Here is a 16,305-nt window from a genome sequence, read left to right as displayed (position 1 = left end):
CATGACCGATACCCGATCGCCCGTCTCCCCCACCCCGATGACCGAGGAAGCCGCCGCCGAGGCGGGCGTCCCGCCCCCCGCCGCCACGCCCGCGCCGGTTCCGCGCCGCGCCCCCGCATCGGGCTGGAGCCCGCCATCGGGCGGCTGGCGATCGCGCGCGCTGATCGCGCTGCTCGTCATCGGCGGGGTGGCGGCGGTGCTGGCGGCGTGGCGGCTGCCCCCGTTCGCGACCGCGCGCCAGTCGACCGATAACGCCTATGTCCGTGGTCGCACCACGGTGATCGCACCGCAGGTCAGCGGCTATGTCACCGCCGTGCTGGTGAAGGATTTCGACACGGTGCGCGCGGGCCAACCACTGGTCCGGATCGACGACCGCATCTATCGCCAGCGGGTCGACCAGGCCACCGCGCAGGTCGAGGCGCAGACCGCGACGCTGGCGAACAGCCGCCAGGCCGCCGCCTCGCGCGCGGCCAGCGTCGCCGCACAGGACGCCGCCGTGGCCAATGCGCAGGCACAGCTGATGCGCGCGCAGGCCGACATGGCGCGGGTCAACGACCTGGTGACCGACGGTTCGGTATCGCTGCGCGAACGCGACCAGACGCTCGCCTCGCTGCGTCAGGCGCAGGCCGCGCTCCGCCAGGCGCAGGCCGCGCGTGAGATCGCAAGGCAGGACGTCCGCACCGTCGAGGTCGGGCGCGGAGGGCAACAGGCGGGCGTGTCCGGCGCCGAGGCTGCCCGACGGCTGGCGCAGATCGACCTGGCGAACACCGTCATCCGCGCCCCCGAGGACGGTCGCCTGTCCGAGGTCGGCGTCCGGCTGGGGCAATATGTCACGGCGGGATCGCAGTTGATGTTCCTCGTGCCGCCCGAAACCTGGGTCATCGCCAATTTCAAGGAGGCGCAGACCGCCCGCATGGCGGTGGGCCAGCCCGCCAGCTTCACCGTCGACGGGCTGAACAATGCGCGGCTGAAGGGGCATGTCGAGCGGATCTCGCCCGCCGCCGGGTCCGAATTCGCGGTGCTGAAATCCGACAATGCGACCGGCAACTTCACCAAGGTGCCGCAGCGTATCGCGGTGCGCATTCGCGTCGATCCGGGCCAGCCGCTCGCCAGCCGGCTGCGCCCCGGCATGTCGGTACAGGCGAGCGTCGACACGTCGGGCGGGCCGACGGTGCGATGATGCCGCGCCTTCATCCCGCGCTCCCGCTGGCCGCGCTGCTGTCGCTTGCCGGGTGCATCGGTCCGCGTCCCGCCCCGCCCGCCGCCACGACCGTCGTGCCGCCCCCCGCCTGGCGAACGACGCTGGGGCCGGGCAGCCCGATCGCCGCCGACTGGTGGCAGGCGTTCGGCGATCCGCAACTGACCGCGCTGGTCGCCCGCGCGCTCGCCGACAGCCCCGATCTGGGCAGCGCCGCCGCCCGCGTCGAGGAGGCGCGCGCGCAGGAGCGGCTCGCCCGCGCGCAGCTTTCGCCCAGCATCACCGCCGGGGTTCCGCTCAGCGAAGGGCGTTCGGTCACCGCCTTCGGCACCGGGCTCGACCAGCTCGGGGCGCAGCCGCTGGTCCAGGCGAGCTACGACTTCGACCTGTTCGGCCGCCTGCGCAGCGCCCGCGCCGCCGCGCGCGCGCAATTGCTCGCGACCGAGGCGGCACGCGACACCGTCCGCCTCGCGCTCGCCGCCGGCGTGGCGAGCGGCTATGTCACGCTGCGCGCGCTCGACCACCGGCTCCACATCGCCGAGGAGACGCTGTCGGCGCGCGCGGACGCGCTGCGCATCGCGCGGCGGCGCGCGGAAACGGGCTATACCTCCAATCTGGAGCTGCGGCAGGCGCAGGGCGAATATCGCGCCACCGAACAGCTCGTCGCCGCCGCCAAGCTCGCCGTGACGCGGCAGGAGAACGCCTTGAGCGTCCTGATCGGTGGCAATCCCGGCCCGATCCCGCGCGGACTGGCGATCGACAAGCTCGTCCGCCCCGCCATCCCCGACGGGTTGCCAGCCGATCTGCTGCGTCGTCGTCCCGACCTGTTCCAGGCCGAGCAGGCGCTGGTCGCGGCCGACCGGTCGCTCGACAGCGCGCGGGCCGCGATGCTGCCCAGCCTGGGGCTGACCGGCTCGGCGGGCATCGTGTTGTCGAGCGCGCTCGCCAATCCGATCACCGTCTTCTCGATCGGTGGCAGCGTCCTTGCGCCGATCTTCGACGCCGGTCGGCTCCGCGCGCAGGCGGATGCCAGCGTCGCGCGCCGCGACCAGGCCGCCTATGCCTATCGCCGCACCGCGCTGACCGCGTTCCGCGAGGTGGACGACAGCCTCGCCTTGGTCCGGCGGTCGGGCGAGCAGGCGGTGGCGCTTGCCGGACAGCGCGACGCCCAGGCCGATGGCCTTCGCATCGCCTCCAACCGCTATCGTGCGGGCTATTCGGGCTATATCGACCAGCTCGATGCGCAACGCGGCTTGCTGACCGCCGAACTGGCGCTGGCGGAGGCGCAGGCCAATCAGCTGACCGCCTATATCACCCTGTATCAGGCGATGGGCGGCGGCTGGTCCCCCGACGCGATCCGCGCGACGGCACGATAGGTCGCAAGCGAAGGGACGATGGTCGCAATCGCTTTCAGAGAGCGATAGGACTCATGGAACGCCAGCGCCACTGGCGCGCTGAGTGCCGCGAACCGATACAGTAGAGGGAGCACAGAGATGGCCGTGAACGTGATCTACAAGACCAAGGCGACGGCGACCGGCGGTCGTGACGGCGCTGCGCGATCGGAGGACGGCTCGGTCGACGTCAAGCTGGTCGTGCCCAAGGAAATGGGCGGTCCGGGCGGCGAGGGCGCCAATCCGGAAAAGCTGTTCGCCGCGGGCTATTCGGCGTGCTTCCTGGGCGCGATGAAGGCGGTCTCGGGCAAGGAAGGCGTGCGCGTACCGCAGGATGCGACCGTCACCGCCGAGGTCGGCTTCGGCCCACGCGAAGAGGGCGGCTATGGCATCACGGTCGACCTTGTGGTCGACATGCCCGGCGTCGACCGCGCCGATGCCGAGCGGCTGATGCATGCCGCGCATCAGGTCTGCCCCTATTCCAACGCGACCCGCAACAATGTCGATGTCGGCCTGACGGTCGCCTGACCGCCCGCCACTGACCAGAATGGAGCCCTCCGCCCGACACCGGCGGGGGGCTTCGTCGTTCGAAAGGACCTTCGACGATGACCCGCCCCACCGGCACCGAAAGCTTCGTGCTCAACCAGACGATGCTGCGCATCCGCGATCCCAAGCCCTCGCTCGCCTTTTATCGCGACGTGCTGGGCATGACGCTCCTCCAGCAACTCGACTTCGTGGACATGCAATTCTCGCTCTATTTCCTGGCCTATCTGGCCGAGGACAAGGAGATTCCGTCCGATCCGGCGGAACGCGCGCGGTTTATCTTCAACCGCGAAACCACGCTGGAACTTACCCACAACTGGGGCACCGAATCCGATCCCGGCTTTGCGGGCTATCATGACGGCAATCGCGATCCACGCGGCTTCGGGCATATCGGGATCAGCGTCGACGATGTCGCCAGGGCCTGTGCCCGTTTCGAATCGCTTGGCATTCCATTCAAGAAGCGTCCGCAGGACGGCAAGATGAAGGACATCGCGTTCATCACCGATCCCGACGGATACTGGATCGAAATCCTCTCCGCGCGCGGGATGACCGAAAGCATCGCGAAGAGGGATTGAATGCACTGGTAAAAAGATTCTCCCACTCGAAACCGGTTGTTTACGTCTTCTGTCCATAATGGACATATAGACCGGAGAGAGGGGGGCCCCACATGGTCCCTCCATTGTCGGAAGACGAGCGCCGATCGCTCGTCAGGCCGGTCGCTGGAGGGTTAGCCGCTATGTTGTCCTGGTTTGCCAAGACCGCCCCGATCCGTCTGAAGTTCGACGTCCTGACCTTCGTCTATGGCGCGATCGCCGCCGTCGGCCTAGCGGCGGTGGTCGTCGCCAGCGGCGGTTTCGCGCCCACGCCGCCGATCATCGCCGCCGGGGTCGCGCTGCTCGCCTCGCTGATCGTCTCGCGGGTCAGCCGCAAGCTGATCTGCGATCCCTATGTCGACAGCGTCGTGACCATGGAAGACCTCGCCTCGGGCAATATCGAGCGTGAGATCCGCTATACCGACTATCGCGACTGTATCGGTCGCATGGCCAAGGCGGTGCAGGTGTTCCGCCAGAACGCCGTCGACGTCCAACATGCGGCGCAGGCGCAGCAGATCGTCGTCAGCGCGCTGGGCAAGGGGCTTGGCGAACTGGCGGAGGGCAATCTGACCTCGTCGATCCAGACGCCCTTCCCCCCCGATTACGAAAAGCTGCGCGCCGATTTCAATCGCGCGATGGACTCGCTCGCGCGCGTCATGGGCACGGTGACGGTTGCGACGCACGGCATCAATGCGGGCGCCAATGACATTCGCCAGGCCTCCGACGACCTGTCGCAGCGTACCGAGCAGCAGGCCGCCAGCCTGGAGGAAACCGCCGCCGCGATGGACGAGATCACCTCGACCGTCCGCCAGACCGCCGAGGGCGCCAACCGCGCCAATCGCGCCGTCGCCGATGCGCGTGTCGAGGCCGAGCAGTCGGGCGGCGTGGTTCGCCGCGCGGTCGACGCCATGGCCGGGATCGAACGTGCGTCGAGCGAGATTTCGGAGATCATCAGCGTCATCGACGGCATCGCCTTCCAGACGAACCTGCTGGCGCTCAACGCCGGGGTCGAGGCGGCGCGCGCCGGTGACGCGGGCAAGGGCTTCGCGGTCGTCGCCTCCGAGGTGCGCGCGCTGGCGCAACGCTCGGCCGATGCCGCCAAGGACGTGAAGTCGCGCATCCTCGCCAGTTCCGAACAGGTCGATGCGGGCGTCAGCCTGGTCAGCGAGACCGGCAAGGCGCTGGAGCGGATCATCGTCCAGATCGCCGAGATCAGCACGCTGGTCGAGCATATCGCCAATTCGGCCGAGAAGCAGGCGATCGGGTTACAGGAGGTCAACACCGCGGTGTCCGCGATGGACGGCGTGACCCAGCAGAACGCCGCGATGGTCGAGGAAGCCACCGCCGCCGCCCGCTCGCTCGCGGTCGAGGCCGATGGCCTGGCCCGTGAGATCGCCCGCTTCCGGATCACCCACCAGTCGGGCGACACCGCCCCCGCCGCCCAGCCGGTCCATCAGATGCAGCAGCGCGCCGCCGCCGCCGGTCGCCGCATCGCGCAGGGACAGCGCAGCGTGCCGCAATCGGTCGGCAACGCCGCACTGGCGGTCAACGAGGACGACTGGAGCGAATTCTGATCGCTCCACGCTGACGCCAGGGCTCCCGCGCCGAAGACATACGCCGCGGGGGGCCTGACCAGCGGGTCGCCAGACCGCTTCCCCATCGATCCGTCCGATGCGCCGACCCCGGCGCCGCCCGCCGCCACGCCCGGAGTTCGCCCATGTCCGCTTTGTCCCTTGCCCACGTGCTCGATACCGGTGCCGCCGCGCCGTTGCGCCAGTCGCTGCTCGACCTGATCGGCGCGGGGGACGCGATCGCGCTCGACGGATCGCACGTGACCCAGGCCGGGCTGGCCTGTCTTCAGGTGCTGGCCAGCGCCCAGGCGATGGCCGCTGCCGTCAGGGTCGATTTCGAGCTTCGCCACCCGTCCGAACCGCTGGCGTCGATGATCGCGCTGGCGGGCCTCGACGCCCTCGTCACCGCCTGAAGGGGCCGATCCGATGAACCTCGACGAGATCCAGCAAATCTTCTTTCAGGAATGCGAGGAAGGGCTGGGCACGCTGGAAACCGCCTTTGCCGACCTCAAGCGCGGGCGGCAGGACGGCGAGACGATCAACACCGTCTTCCGCGCGGTCCACTCGATAAAGGGTGGCGCGGGTGCGTTCGGGCACCAGCCGCTCCAGCATTTCTCGCATCACTATGAAACGCTGCTCGACCTGATCCGCAACGGCACGCTGCCGCTGGGCGAAGGGCTGATCGACCTGATCGTCGCGGCCTTCGATACGCTGAGCGATCACGTTGTCGCCGCGCGTGGCGAGGCGGCTCTGCCCGCCGATCAGGCCATGCTCGACCGGCTGGCCGCCGCCGCCGAAGGGCGGATGCCCGATGCCGGGGCGCCCCCCGCCGCCGACGCCGCGCTCGACGATTTCGACGCGCTGTTCGCGATGCTGGAGGAGCCGCCGGTCGAGGCTGGCGCGGACATTGCCGACTGGATCGTCACGATCCAGCCGGGCCCACGCGCCTTCGATCACGGCGCCGAGCCCCTGCTGGCATTGCGCGAACTGGCGCGAATGGGCGGGCGGACGGTGGCCGCCGATCTCACCGCGCTGCCGCCGCTCGACACGCTGGACGCCGAGCGCGCCTATATCGGCGTCGCCATGGCCTTGCCGGGCAGGATCGACGAGGAGGATATCCGCGCGGTCTTCGACTTCGCCGATCCGCAATGCCGCGTCGACGTCGCGCGGGACGGCGACGCTCGCGCGACGGTGTCCGACACGCCGGAGCCGGCCCCCGCGCCCATCCCGGTCACCGCCCCCGTCGCATCGGGTCCGGAGCCGGTCGCCGTGGAAACGCCGCGCGTCGCCGCCACGCCAGCGCAGACGATCCGCGTCGACCTCGACAAGCTGGACCGGCTGGTCAACCTGGTCGGCGAGCTGGTCATCACCCAGGCGATGCTGGCGCAGCGCCTGTCCGAGAACGAGATGGGCTCGATCCCCGAGCTGTCCGACCTCGATCACCTGACCCGCGAGTTGCAGGATTCGACCATGGCGATCCGCGCGCAGCCGATGAAGACGGTGTTCAGCCGCGTGCCCCGCATCATCCGCGAGCTTGAGGTCGAAACCGGCAAGCGTGTCCGGCTCGACGTGGTGGGCGAGATGACCGAGGTCGACAAGACGGTGGTCGAGCGTATCGGCGAGCCGCTGACCCACCTGATCCGCAACGCCGTCGACCATGGCCTGGAAACCCCCGCCGATCGCAAGGCGGCGGGCAAGGAAGCGGAGGGCGTCGTCACCCTGTCCGCCGCGCACCAGTCGGGTCGCATCGTCATCACCGTCGCCGACGACGGGCGCGGCATCGACCGCGCGCGCGTCAAGGCCAAGGCGGTCGAGCGCGGCATCATCGCCCCCGACGCGCCCCTGTCGGAGGAGGAGATCGACAATCTGATCTTCGCGCCCGGCTTTTCGACCGCAGCGACCGTCTCCAACATCTCCGGGCGCGGGGTCGGCATGGACGTGGTGCGCAAGAACATCCAGGCGCTGGGCGGTCGCATCGGCATCCAGTCCGAACTCGGCAAGGGCTCCAGCTTCTCGCTCAGCCTGCCGCTGACGCTCGCGGTGCTCGACGGGATGATCGTCACCGTCGGCGACCAGACCTTCGTCATCCCGCTGACCCATATCGTCGAAAGCCTGCGTCCCGGTATCGACGAGGTGCAGTTCGTCGGCGGCCAGTCGCCGCTGCTCGACGTGCGCGGCACCTATGTCCCGGTCCACCGCGTCGGTGAGCAGCTCGGGGTCACCGGTGCCAAGGTCCAGCCCGAGGAAGCGGTGCTGATCGTCGTCGAAAGCGATCAGGGCCAGGCGGTGCTGATGGTCGATTCGATCCAGGACCAGCGCCAGGTGGTGGTGAAGAGCCTGGAGGCGCATTACCGCGCGATCCACGGACTTGCCGGGGCGACGATCCTGGGCGACGGCCGCGTCGCGCTGATCCTCGATGTCGATGCGCTGATCGGCCGCTGGCGGCGCGACGGACGCGGCGTCGGCGCGCTGGTCGAGGCGCTGGCGGCATGAGCGCGGCCTCCGCCCTGTCGTCGCGTCGACCGGAGCGCGCGATGGAGTTCGCCTTCTCCGCCTCCGATCACCGCGCGATCGCCGACATGATCTACGCCGAATCGGGCATCCTCCTGCCCGAGAGCAAGGCCAAGCTGATCTATGGTCGCCTCGCCAGGCGGTTGCGCGCCTGCGGGTTGTCGAGCTTTCCCGCCTATCTCGCGCGGATCGAACACGATGCGGCCGAACGCGCCCACGCGGTCGATGCGCTGACCACCAACCACACATCCTTCTTTCGCGAGAACCATCATTTCGAGCATGTCCGCGACACGCTCTGGCCCGGCTTTGCCCGGCGGCTGGCGGGCGGCGGGCGGGTGCGGATCTGGTCGGCCGCCTGCTCCAGCGGCGAGGAACCCTATTCGCTGATGATGACGCTCGCCGGACAGGATGTTCGCGCCGCGCAGACGCTCGCCACCCAGGATTTCCGGCTGCTCGCCACCGACCTGTCGCCCAGCGTGATCGCGACGGCGCGGAGCGGCCGCTATTCGCCCGACACCACGCGCGCGATGCCCGCCGCGATGCGCCGGACATGGTGCCGCCGGGTAGGCGAGCAGGACGAACTCCACCCTTCCCTGCGCGCGCCGATCGCCTTTCGCGAGCTGAACCTGCTGCGTGGCTGGCCGATGAAGCGCCCGTTCGACGCAATCTTCTGCCGCAACGTCATGATCTATTTCGACGAGCCGACCAAAGCCCGGCTGCTGTCACGCTTCGCCGACCAGCTCGTCGAGGGTGGCACGCTGTATATCGGCCATGCCGAACGCATTCCGCCCGAGGTCGCCGACCGGTTTCGCTGCACCGGCCGCACCGTTTTCGAGAAGGTCCGCTGATGCCGGTACGCACGCTGATCGTCGACGACTCCCCCACCATGCGCGCGCTGATCGCGGGGATGCTCGCTCGCGATCCCGATATCGACGTGATCGGCGCCGCGGATGGCCCGCATCAGGCGCGCGAGATGATCAAGGCGCTCGATCCCGACGTGCTGACGCTCGACGTCGAGATGCCCGACATGAACGGCCTCGACTTCCTCGAGCGGGTCATGCGGTTGCGGCCGATGCCGGTGGTCATGCTGTCGACGCTGACCCAGGCGGGGGCCGATGTCACGATCCGCGCGATGGAGCTGGGCGCGGTCGAATGCTGCGCCAAGCCCGCCGCAGGCTGCGTCGATCGCAGTCTGATCGACAGCGTCAAGGCCGCCGCGAACAGCCGCCGTCCGCGCGTGCCGGGCACGCCCGCCACCCCCGTCTCGATCGCCAATTTCGAACCGCGCGCGCAGTCCCTGATCGCGATCGGCGCATCGACGGGCGGTGTCGAGGCGCTGATCCAGCTTCTCGGCGGCTTCCCGGCCAATTGCCCGCCGACCGTGATCGTCCAGCACATGCCCGCGACCTTCACCACCAGCTTCGCCGCCAGGCTCGACCGATTGTCGAAGCCCCGGGTCGCCGAGGCGCGGCATGGCCAGTCGCTGCTGCCCGGCCATGTCTATCTGGCGCCCGGCGGCACCCATCATCTGGAGGTCGGCGGCACGCCCGGCCAGTATCGCGCCCGCCTGGTCCCCGACGATCCGATGAGCGGTCACCGCCCCTCGGTCGACCGGCTGTTCCACAGCGTCGCCAAGGTCGCCGGAGGCCATGCGGTCGGCGCGATCCTGACCGGCATGGGCCGCGACGGGGCCGAAGGGCTGCGCGCGATGCGTGGGCGGGGCAGCTTCACGGTCGGCCAGGATCGCGACAGCTGCGTCGTCTATGGCATGCCCGGCGTCGCGCAGGAGATCGGCGCGGTCGAGCGCCAATTGCCACTTGCCCGGATCGCGCCCGCGCTGATCGAACGGTGCCGCGCATGACCCCCGCGCTTCACGCCACCCCGCCGCGCCTGGCGCAGCGCGACGGCCTGCGCCGCGTCAACGTCATCCAGGGCGAGACGCGGGTCAGCCAGGAACGCGACATCGTCCTGACCACCGTGCTGGGCAGTTGCATCTCCGCCTGCCTCTACGATCCCATCGCGGGTGTCGGCGGGCTCAACCATTTCCTGCTCGCCGAGCCGGGCGCGGGCGAGACCGACCCCAGGTCGATGCAGCGTTACGGCGTCTATGCGATGGAGGTGCTGATCAACGCGATGATGGCGCTCGGCGCACAGCGGCACAGCCTGAAGGCGCGGTTGTTCGGTGGCGCGATGATGCGCGACGGGTTCCGCGACATCGGCCAGACCAACGCGCAATTCGCCCGCCGCTTCCTGGCGGACGAGCGGATCGCTCTCGTCGGCGAGGATGTCGGCGGGATGAGCGCGCGCCGCGTCGAATTCCGCCCCGCGCTGGGCCTTGCCCGGTGCCGCCACGTCACCGACGCGCCGCTGCCCCCGCCCCGCGTCGCGCGTACCGCCCCGCCGCCGCCGCCCGCCGCGACCGGCGATGTGGAGTTCTTCTGATGATCCCCGATCCCTCCCCCCATCCGACGACGAAAGGCCCCTTCGTGTCCCAGACCATCATGACCGTGGACGATTCGCCCAGCATGAGGATGCTGCTGCGCGCCGCCCTGACCGATATGGGATATCGGGTGCTGGAGGCCGAGGACGGCGTCCATGCGCTCGATACGCTGGACGGCGTCGCCCCGGCGGCTACGCCCGATCTGGTCATCACCGACATCAACATGCCGCGCATGGACGGCTTCGGCCTGATCGAGGCGCTGCGCAGACAGCCGGGGCACCGCAACCTGCCCATCCTGGTGCTGACCACCGAAAGCTCCGACGAAAAGAAGGCACGTGCGCGCGAAGCGGGCGCGACCGGCTGGATCGTCAAGCCCTTCAATCCCGAAAAGCTCGCCGCGGCCATCCGCCGCGTGCTGCACTGATAGCCTCCGGAGAGGAACCGACCATGTCGCGTCAGCTCATCACCTTCCAGCTCGGCGACCAGATACTGGGCGTCGACATCATGGCCATTCGCGAGATCCGCGCCTGGTCGCCCGCAACCCCGCTGCCCAATGTGCCCGCGCATGTGCGCGGCGTCGTCAACCTGCGCGGCGTGGTGCTGCCCGTCCTCGACCTCAGCCAGCGGCTGGGTTGGGGTGTCACCGATCCCAGCGCGCGCCACGTCATCATCGTGGTCCGGATCGGCGAGCAGCTTCAGGGCCTGATCGTCGATGCGGTCAACGACATCGTCACCGTACCACCGGAGGCGATGCAGCCCCTGCCCGACATGGGCGATGCGGCGGCCGCGCAGTTCCTGGACGGGCTGGCGACGATCGAACAGCGCCTCATCCTGATCCTGGCGCTCGACCGCCTGTCGGACGGCACGCACGCCAGCGCCGAGGCGGCCTGACACGCATCCCGTCGCGCTGACGACGAATCATTTTAGGAAGGTTTTGGGCAATGGCCGACGTGAAGGTTCTGGTGGTCGACGATTCGCTGACGATGCGGGTCCTGATCTCGGGCGCGCTGGAGCGGATCAAGGGCGTGACCGTGGTCGGCGCCGCCGACGGCGCGGCGGAGGCGCGTGAGATGGTCGAGCAATATCGCCCCGAGGTGATGACCCTCGACGTCGAGATGCCGGGCATGAGCGGGCTGGAATATCTGGCCGAGATGATGGCCTCTCGCCCGATGCCGGTCATCATGTTCTCCACCCGCACCGCGGCGGGCGCGGCGGAATCGATCGAAGCGCTGCGCCTGGGAGCGATCGACTGTTTCCCCAAGCCCAAGGTCGCGGTGCAGGCCGAACTCGATGCGATCATCGGCAAGCTGGGCAAGCGGATCAAGTCGGCGCGCAACGCCGATCTGAAGCGCACGACGGCGGGGACTCTGGGCCATGCGCGCAAGGCACCGCCCGCGCCGATGAACTGGAACGGTCGCCTGCTGGCCATCGGTGCCGACGCCGCCAACACCCAGGCGCTGTTCGACCTGTTCCAGGATTTTCCCGCCAACGGTCCGCCGACGCTGGTCGTGCAGCAGATGACCGAGGGACTGTTGACCCCGATGGTCGAACAGCTTCGCGAACGGATCACGCCCAAGGTCGTCGAGGCGACCGACGGTATGCCGGTGGAGCAGGGCACCATCTATTTCGCGCCGCAGGGCGACAGCCATATGGTCGTCGATAGCTGGCCGAACGGAAAGATCCGCCTGCTCGCGCGCGAGCCGGTGGCGGGCGAGCGCCCGTCCATCTCGCTGCTGTTCGCCTCGGTCGCCAAGGCGGCGGGCAGCAACGGGCTCGGCGTGCTGGTCGCGCTCGATGACGAGGACGGCGCGGCGGGGCTGCGGGCGATGCTGTCGGGCGGCGCCTATGCGATCGGGCGCAACGGCACCGACTTCACCCTGTCGAAAGGCTCGGTGTCGCAGTCGGTGGCGGGCGACGCGATCGCCGCCAACGTCCTGAAGCTGTGCGGTCGATGACCCAGGCCCTGTCGGGTCCGGCGGCGACGGCCGGTGTCGACCGCGCGCTCGCCCATGCGCTTGCCGACGAACTGGTCGCGCTGACCGGCGCGCTCGCCGATCTCGCCTATGAGCTGGGCAGCGAGCCGGAGACGTTGCGCCGCCATATGGTCGGTATCCAGTCGGTCGACCGGATCACCCAGGTGCAACTTGCGGTCGCCGACATTTTGCGATCCGACGCGCCAGCGGCGGCGCGGATCGACGGCGTCACGCTCGAAACCCTGGCGGATCGGCTGCGGGCGCGGGTGGCGGACGCCGCCTGACCCGGATCAGCCGACGCCGGTCGGTCGGTCGCGCAACGTCATACGCTCGACCAGCGGGCGAAGCGCGGTCAGCCATTGCCGCATCCCCTCGCGCGTCGGCTCGCTCAGGCTGAGCAGCGCGAGGCGGCGGTCGGTCGGATGCGGCGCGCTTTCGAACATGCCCAGCGATACCAGCATGTTGATCCAGCGGACCGCCGTGGTGCGCGGCACCCCCGACGCACGGTAGCAGGCGCTGGTCTCGACCTGCCGCCCCGCCTCTTCCTCGAGGAAGACGAAGAGCAGCATGTCGAAGGCCGGGTCGGCGAACAGGCTGGCATCGAAATGCTGGCCGATCCCCTGCCGCGCGGCGCGCACGACCTGTCCGATATCGACGGGTGCGATGCGGATCTCGTTCTCGTGGCGGACCATCGCCTCGACCACGGCCAGTTCGTCGCGGATGCGCCGGAGACGATCGTCGATCCCCGCAGGCTCGACATCCGCCCCCAAAGCGTAGCGATCCTCGATGACATCCACTGCCTGACCCATTCCCATACCCCACCGCAGAGACTTTGCGCTCGCGCGGTTTCTTCGGGCGATATCCCGATTCTGCCGCCGATCCGCAATTCATCAACCGACTTGATGGCGTTAAAATTAGGTTAGGTTAACCAAAAACTTTACCTACCGATCCCGAATTCACTCCCGAAACGGTGTAATCTTTCGCATTCGAAGTCGTGATGGCGGATCAGAAGAAGAGTTTGCGGATAGACAGGCGAATGGTTCGACCGAGCGGATCGAGATAGCCGGGCTGATAGCCGATCGGCACCGTGCCGGTCCCGTCGGTGACCCGCTGCCGCTGGTTGAAGAGGTTGTCGACCGACAGGCTGATCCGCGTGCCACGCGCCCAGGGGTGTTTGCGAACCAGGTCCAGCCGCTGGCCCAGATCGGCGAACAGCCGGGCATCGATCGTCGCCAGGCTGCTGAAGTTCAACGCCTGCGGATTGGCCGGGGTGCCGCCATTGACCCGCGTCGCGCTCTGCCAGTTGCCCGAGAAGCGGAGGCCGATGCCGTTGTTGGAATAGCCAGCCTGCGCCTGCACCTGATGCCGCGACGTACCGCCGCTCGATCCGATCGCGTCGCCGCGCAGCAGGTCGAGCACCGGACCGCCCTCCGCGACCGTCACCCGGTCGGCAAAGGTCCAAGTGTGGTAAAGCGCGAATTGCAGCCGCCCGCCGCCACCGCCGCGACCGCCGCCGAAACCACCACCCCGGAAACCGCCGCCGCCAGGACCGCCCGGGCCACCGGGCCCGCCCGGACCGCCGGGACCACCCGGGCCGCCGGGTCCGCCGGGGCCGCCCGGCCCCGCATTGGCGGTGTCGGGCGCGCCACCCTGCGTCCCTTGTCCGTCGCCGCCCCGCCCTTCGCCACGCTGGCCGGGGCCACCCTGCCCCTCGCCGCGCTCGCCACCGCGTCGACCGGGGAAGCTCATCCCCGCGAAGGGATTGGGCCCGGTCCCGGCGCGGAACGCCTCCAACTCCTTCTGGATCTTCGACTTGAGCGGACGCGAGAAGTTGATGCCCCAGCGAAGCTGCGACCGCTCGGTCTGCGCGAAGTTGATCGGCCGCGAATCGACGCGCAACAGATCGCCTGACGCATCGCGCGAGAAACGGTCGGGGAAAGCCGCCTCGATCGCCGCGGTGGGCGTCGGGAAGGAAGCGATCGGATCGTCGGTGTTGATGCGGTAATAGTTGGCGGTCAGGTTGATGTCGCGCGCACGCCAGGGCTTGAGCGTCAGTCCGATCTTCATGACGTGGTGATTGTCCGCGACCAACGCCGGATTGCCCCCGGTCACCGCGGTGATCGTCGCGGTGGTGCCCCGCACATAGTCGAACAGCCGGACGTTGGGCGTGGTGATCGTCGGATTGCCCAGTTGCTGCGCGGTCGGCGCATCCTCCTGATCGGTCCAGGACGCGATGATCCGAACACCCTCCAGCGGGTTCCAGTTCGCGCCATATCCGATGGTGGTCAGCGTGCCGAAGTCCGACAGATGATTGGCCCCGGCATTCACGTTGAGCGACAGATTGCCGATCGCGCCCAGCACCTGGCGATCGCGATTGGTGATGGGCAGATCCAGATTGACCTGGCCGTTGACGATGTCGCGCGACACGTCGCCGGTCTGGACCAGCCCGAACCGGGTCGAACTGCTGGAAAAATCGCTCGTCGTTCCGCCGAGCTTGACGCTGGCCTGCACGTCGCCCGCAGGCAGCGCGAAGACGCGGCCGTTGAGCAGTGCGTCGACCTCCCCCGCCGAAGAGGTCGAGCGGGCGAAATTGCGCGCCGCCATCGTCAGTCCGTCGAGCGGGCCATAGGGGTTCGCAGTCGGATCGTTCGCGTTCAGCCGCGCCTGAAACCCGCTGACGTCCAGTCCGGTATCGGTCGCCACCCGACTTTCCGCGCGGTCATAGGAGCCGGTCAGCGACCAGCGCCACTTGCCGATATCGCCATTGAACGCGGTGCCCAGATGTGCGGTCAGCCCGGTATTGTTCTGGACCAGCGGGCCATAGGCATCGCTCAACCGCGCCACCGTCGCGCTGGTGGAGAAGGGCGAATAGGGATTGCCCGCCGGAACGGTCAGATTGGCCGTGGGCAGGCCGTTCCAGCTGTTGCTCTGCGTCGTCTGCACCTCGGCGTTGAACGAGGCGGTCACCTTGTCGAAGATGTTGCGCGCATAGACGATATTGGCGTCCCATTGCCGCTGCGCGGATTGCAGCGTGCGATAGGGGGTGACGTCGGTGCTGGTCGCCGGACTTCCCGCCAGTTGCGCAAGGCTGGGTGCGCCGGTCAGCCCCGACGGCACGCCGACGACACTGGGGTTCGTACCGGTCAGCGCGGCGAGGCCGGGATCGGCGGTGACGATATTGCCGCCCAGCGACGCGCTGGACGCAGGCGGGATGATCCCGCGCTCCGCCTCGGTCAGCCGCGATGTCTCCGAATAGTCGGTGTGGATGCTCAGCCGCTTGTCGCGCTGGATCCGCAACTGGTCGAGCCGAAGCTGTCCCATCGCCGAGCCGCCCTGGGTCGGCACCTTGCCGATCGCCTCGACCGCCAGCGAGCGGAAGCGCGGGCGAAGGACGAAGTTCACGACCTTCTGATCGGCGCTATAGCCGTATTTGAGCGCGACTTCCTCGGGCAGGATATCGACACGCAGGATCGCCTCGGTCGGCAGGTCGCGGATTTCCTGGAAGCCCGCGATCCGGCGGCCGTTGAGCAGGATCACCGGCGATCCGCCACGCCCGCTGGTCGTCTGCGGCGCGAGTTCGGTGAGCAGGTCGGCCACGCTCGACACGCCGTAGCTGCGGATATCGGCGGGGTTCAGTTGCTGGTCGGGGGGAATGTCGCCGGGCACGCGCCCCGGCTCGCGCCGGGCGGTGACGACGACGTCGCCCTCATCGGCGCCCTCCTCGTCCGCTTCGGGTTCGGCCTGCGCGGCGGGCGCTCGCGCGGGTGCCTGCGCCGTGGTCGACGCTGGCGGCGTCGGAGTCGGAGTCGAAATCGGCTGGGCCGCCTCGGGGCTGGCGGGGGTCTGCGGCGTGGCGGGCGGCGTGGTCGCCACCTGCGCCTGCGCGATCGCGGGCATCGCGCTCGCCAGCATCAAACCCGCCCAAAATCGCATCGACCGTCCCTCTTCCCTGTATTCAGGTTTCGGGCGTTAGGACGCAATTGTCGCACAAATGTGCCGTCCGCGACGACAAATTTCGCCAATCGATTACACACGCGACGGTCATCCCGGCGAAGACCGGGATCCTTGGCGTGCGAGCGGAATCA

General features: G+C 69.0%; 16 protein-coding genes. 14 read left to right on the top strand and 2 right to left on the bottom strand.

The window, feature by feature from the left end; all coding sequences use genetic code 11:
- The first annotated feature begins 1 nt into the window (after position 1).
- The 14 genes from LRP66_RS15615 to LRP66_RS15550 all read left to right on the top strand — a co-directional run bounded on the left by LRP66_RS15615 (position 2) and on the right by LRP66_RS15550 (position 12,504).
- On the top strand, positions 2 to 1,180 hold the full coding sequence (locus LRP66_RS15615) for an HlyD family secretion protein (RefSeq protein ID WP_230483530.1): 1,179 nt from the start codon (positions 2 to 4) through the stop codon (positions 1,178 to 1,180).
- Positions 1,180 to 2,574, top strand: coding sequence for an efflux transporter outer membrane subunit (locus LRP66_RS15610; protein WP_230483529.1), 1,395 nt, complete (start codon positions 1,180 to 1,182; stop codon positions 2,572 to 2,574). The genes LRP66_RS15615 and LRP66_RS15610 overlap by 1 nt, the downstream gene beginning before the upstream one ends.
- 117 nt (positions 2,575 to 2,691) lie before the next feature.
- Positions 2,692 to 3,117, top strand: a complete 426-nt coding sequence (locus LRP66_RS15605) for an organic hydroperoxide resistance protein (protein WP_230483528.1) — start codon at positions 2,692 to 2,694, stop codon at positions 3,115 to 3,117.
- A gap of 77 nt (positions 3,118 to 3,194) precedes the next feature.
- Positions 3,195 to 3,707: a lactoylglutathione lyase gene (gloA, locus tag LRP66_RS15600; RefSeq protein ID WP_230483527.1), complete on the top strand. Its 513-nt coding sequence runs from the start codon at positions 3,195 to 3,197 to the stop codon at positions 3,705 to 3,707.
- A gap of 161 nt (positions 3,708 to 3,868) precedes the next feature.
- Positions 3,869 to 5,299: a methyl-accepting chemotaxis protein gene (locus LRP66_RS15595; RefSeq protein WP_230483526.1), complete on the top strand. Its 1,431-nt coding sequence runs from the start codon at positions 3,869 to 3,871 to the stop codon at positions 5,297 to 5,299.
- Between the two features lie 143 nt (positions 5,300 to 5,442).
- Positions 5,443 to 5,709, top strand: a complete 267-nt coding sequence (locus LRP66_RS15590) for an STAS domain-containing protein (RefSeq protein ID WP_230483525.1) — start codon at positions 5,443 to 5,445, stop codon at positions 5,707 to 5,709.
- 13 nt (positions 5,710 to 5,722) lie between these two features.
- On the top strand, positions 5,723 to 7,789 hold the full coding sequence (locus LRP66_RS15585; RefSeq protein WP_230483524.1) for a chemotaxis protein CheA: 2,067 nt from the start codon (positions 5,723 to 5,725) through the stop codon (positions 7,787 to 7,789).
- Positions 7,786 to 8,655, top strand: a complete 870-nt coding sequence (locus LRP66_RS15580) for a CheR family methyltransferase (protein ID WP_230483523.1) — start codon at positions 7,786 to 7,788, stop codon at positions 8,653 to 8,655. Before LRP66_RS15585 ends, LRP66_RS15580 begins: the two co-directional genes overlap by 4 nt.
- Positions 8,655 to 9,668, top strand: coding sequence for a protein-glutamate methylesterase/protein-glutamine glutaminase (locus tag LRP66_RS15575; RefSeq protein WP_230483522.1), 1,014 nt, complete (start codon positions 8,655 to 8,657; stop codon positions 9,666 to 9,668). Before LRP66_RS15580 ends, LRP66_RS15575 begins: the two co-directional genes overlap by 1 nt.
- Positions 9,665 to 10,249, top strand: a complete 585-nt coding sequence (locus LRP66_RS15570) for a chemotaxis protein CheD (protein ID WP_230483521.1) — start codon at positions 9,665 to 9,667, stop codon at positions 10,247 to 10,249. Before LRP66_RS15575 ends, LRP66_RS15570 begins: the two co-directional genes overlap by 4 nt.
- 44 nt (positions 10,250 to 10,293) lie before the next feature.
- Positions 10,294 to 10,671, top strand: a complete 378-nt coding sequence (locus LRP66_RS15565) for a response regulator (RefSeq protein ID WP_230483520.1) — start codon at positions 10,294 to 10,296, stop codon at positions 10,669 to 10,671.
- 23 nt (positions 10,672 to 10,694) lie between these two features.
- Positions 10,695 to 11,138 (top strand): chemotaxis protein CheW, encoded by a 444-nt coding sequence (locus LRP66_RS15560; RefSeq protein WP_230483519.1) that lies wholly within the window; start codon positions 10,695 to 10,697, stop codon positions 11,136 to 11,138.
- A 50-nt stretch (positions 11,139 to 11,188) separates the two neighbouring features.
- On the top strand, positions 11,189 to 12,202 hold the full coding sequence (locus tag LRP66_RS15555; protein ID WP_230483518.1) for a chemotaxis protein CheB: 1,014 nt from the start codon (positions 11,189 to 11,191) through the stop codon (positions 12,200 to 12,202).
- Entirely contained in the window at positions 12,199 to 12,504 is a 306-nt protein-coding gene (locus LRP66_RS15550) for a hypothetical protein (RefSeq protein ID WP_230483517.1), read from the top strand. Before LRP66_RS15555 ends, LRP66_RS15550 begins: the two co-directional genes overlap by 4 nt.
- Before the next feature lie 6 nt (positions 12,505 to 12,510).
- Here LRP66_RS15550 and LRP66_RS15545 read toward each other — a convergent pair whose 3' ends face one another.
- Together LRP66_RS15545 and LRP66_RS15540 are read right to left on the bottom strand one after the other, a co-directional pair.
- Positions 12,511 to 13,029 (bottom strand): hypothetical protein, encoded by a 519-nt coding sequence (locus LRP66_RS15545; protein ID WP_230483516.1) that lies wholly within the window; start codon positions 13,027 to 13,029, stop codon positions 12,511 to 12,513.
- Positions 13,030 to 13,225: 196 nt separating this feature from the next.
- Positions 13,226 to 16,153, bottom strand: a complete 2,928-nt coding sequence (locus LRP66_RS15540) for a TonB-dependent receptor (protein WP_230483515.1) — start codon at positions 16,151 to 16,153, stop codon at positions 13,226 to 13,228.
- Between the last annotated feature and the right edge of the window lie 152 nt (positions 16,154 to 16,305).

This window comes from Sphingomonas sp. Leaf21, assembly GCF_916858675.1.
Classification (GTDB): domain Bacteria; phylum Pseudomonadota; class Alphaproteobacteria; order Sphingomonadales; family Sphingomonadaceae; genus Sphingomonas.
Note: the sequence above shows the minus strand (reverse complement) of the source record. Positions and strands in the feature narration are given on the sequence as shown.

Excerpts from the sequence above, each read along its gene's own strand:
- LRP66_RS15615 (WP_230483530.1), top strand. The coding sequence starts at position 2 with ATGACCGATACCCGATCGCCCGTCTCCCCCACCCCGATGACCGAGGAA.
- LRP66_RS15610 (WP_230483529.1), top strand. The coding sequence starts at position 1,180 with ATGCCGCGCCTTCATCCCGCGCTCCCGCTGGCCGCGCTGCTGTCGCTT.
- LRP66_RS15605 (WP_230483528.1), top strand. The coding sequence starts at position 2,692 with ATGGCCGTGAACGTGATCTACAAGACCAAGGCGACGGCGACCGGCGGT.
- gloA (WP_230483527.1), top strand. The coding sequence starts at position 3,195 with ATGACCCGCCCCACCGGCACCGAAAGCTTCGTGCTCAACCAGACGATG.
- LRP66_RS15595 (WP_230483526.1), top strand. The coding sequence starts at position 3,869 with ATGTTGTCCTGGTTTGCCAAGACCGCCCCGATCCGTCTGAAGTTCGAC.
- LRP66_RS15590 (WP_230483525.1), top strand. The coding sequence starts at position 5,443 with ATGTCCGCTTTGTCCCTTGCCCACGTGCTCGATACCGGTGCCGCCGCG.
- LRP66_RS15585 (WP_230483524.1), top strand. The coding sequence starts at position 5,723 with ATGAACCTCGACGAGATCCAGCAAATCTTCTTTCAGGAATGCGAGGAA.
- LRP66_RS15580 (WP_230483523.1), top strand. The coding sequence starts at position 7,786 with ATGAGCGCGGCCTCCGCCCTGTCGTCGCGTCGACCGGAGCGCGCGATG.
- LRP66_RS15575 (WP_230483522.1), top strand. The coding sequence starts at position 8,655 with ATGCCGGTACGCACGCTGATCGTCGACGACTCCCCCACCATGCGCGCG.
- LRP66_RS15570 (WP_230483521.1), top strand. The coding sequence starts at position 9,665 with ATGACCCCCGCGCTTCACGCCACCCCGCCGCGCCTGGCGCAGCGCGAC.
- LRP66_RS15560 (WP_230483519.1), top strand. The coding sequence starts at position 10,695 with ATGTCGCGTCAGCTCATCACCTTCCAGCTCGGCGACCAGATACTGGGC.
- LRP66_RS15555 (WP_230483518.1), top strand. The coding sequence starts at position 11,189 with ATGGCCGACGTGAAGGTTCTGGTGGTCGACGATTCGCTGACGATGCGG.
- LRP66_RS15550 (WP_230483517.1), top strand. The coding sequence starts at position 12,199 with ATGACCCAGGCCCTGTCGGGTCCGGCGGCGACGGCCGGTGTCGACCGC.
- LRP66_RS15545 (WP_230483516.1), bottom strand. The coding sequence starts at position 13,029 with ATGGGTCAGGCAGTGGATGTCATCGAGGATCGCTACGCTTTGGGGGCG.
- LRP66_RS15540 (WP_230483515.1), bottom strand. The coding sequence starts at position 16,153 with ATGCGATTTTGGGCGGGTTTGATGCTGGCGAGCGCGATGCCCGCGATC.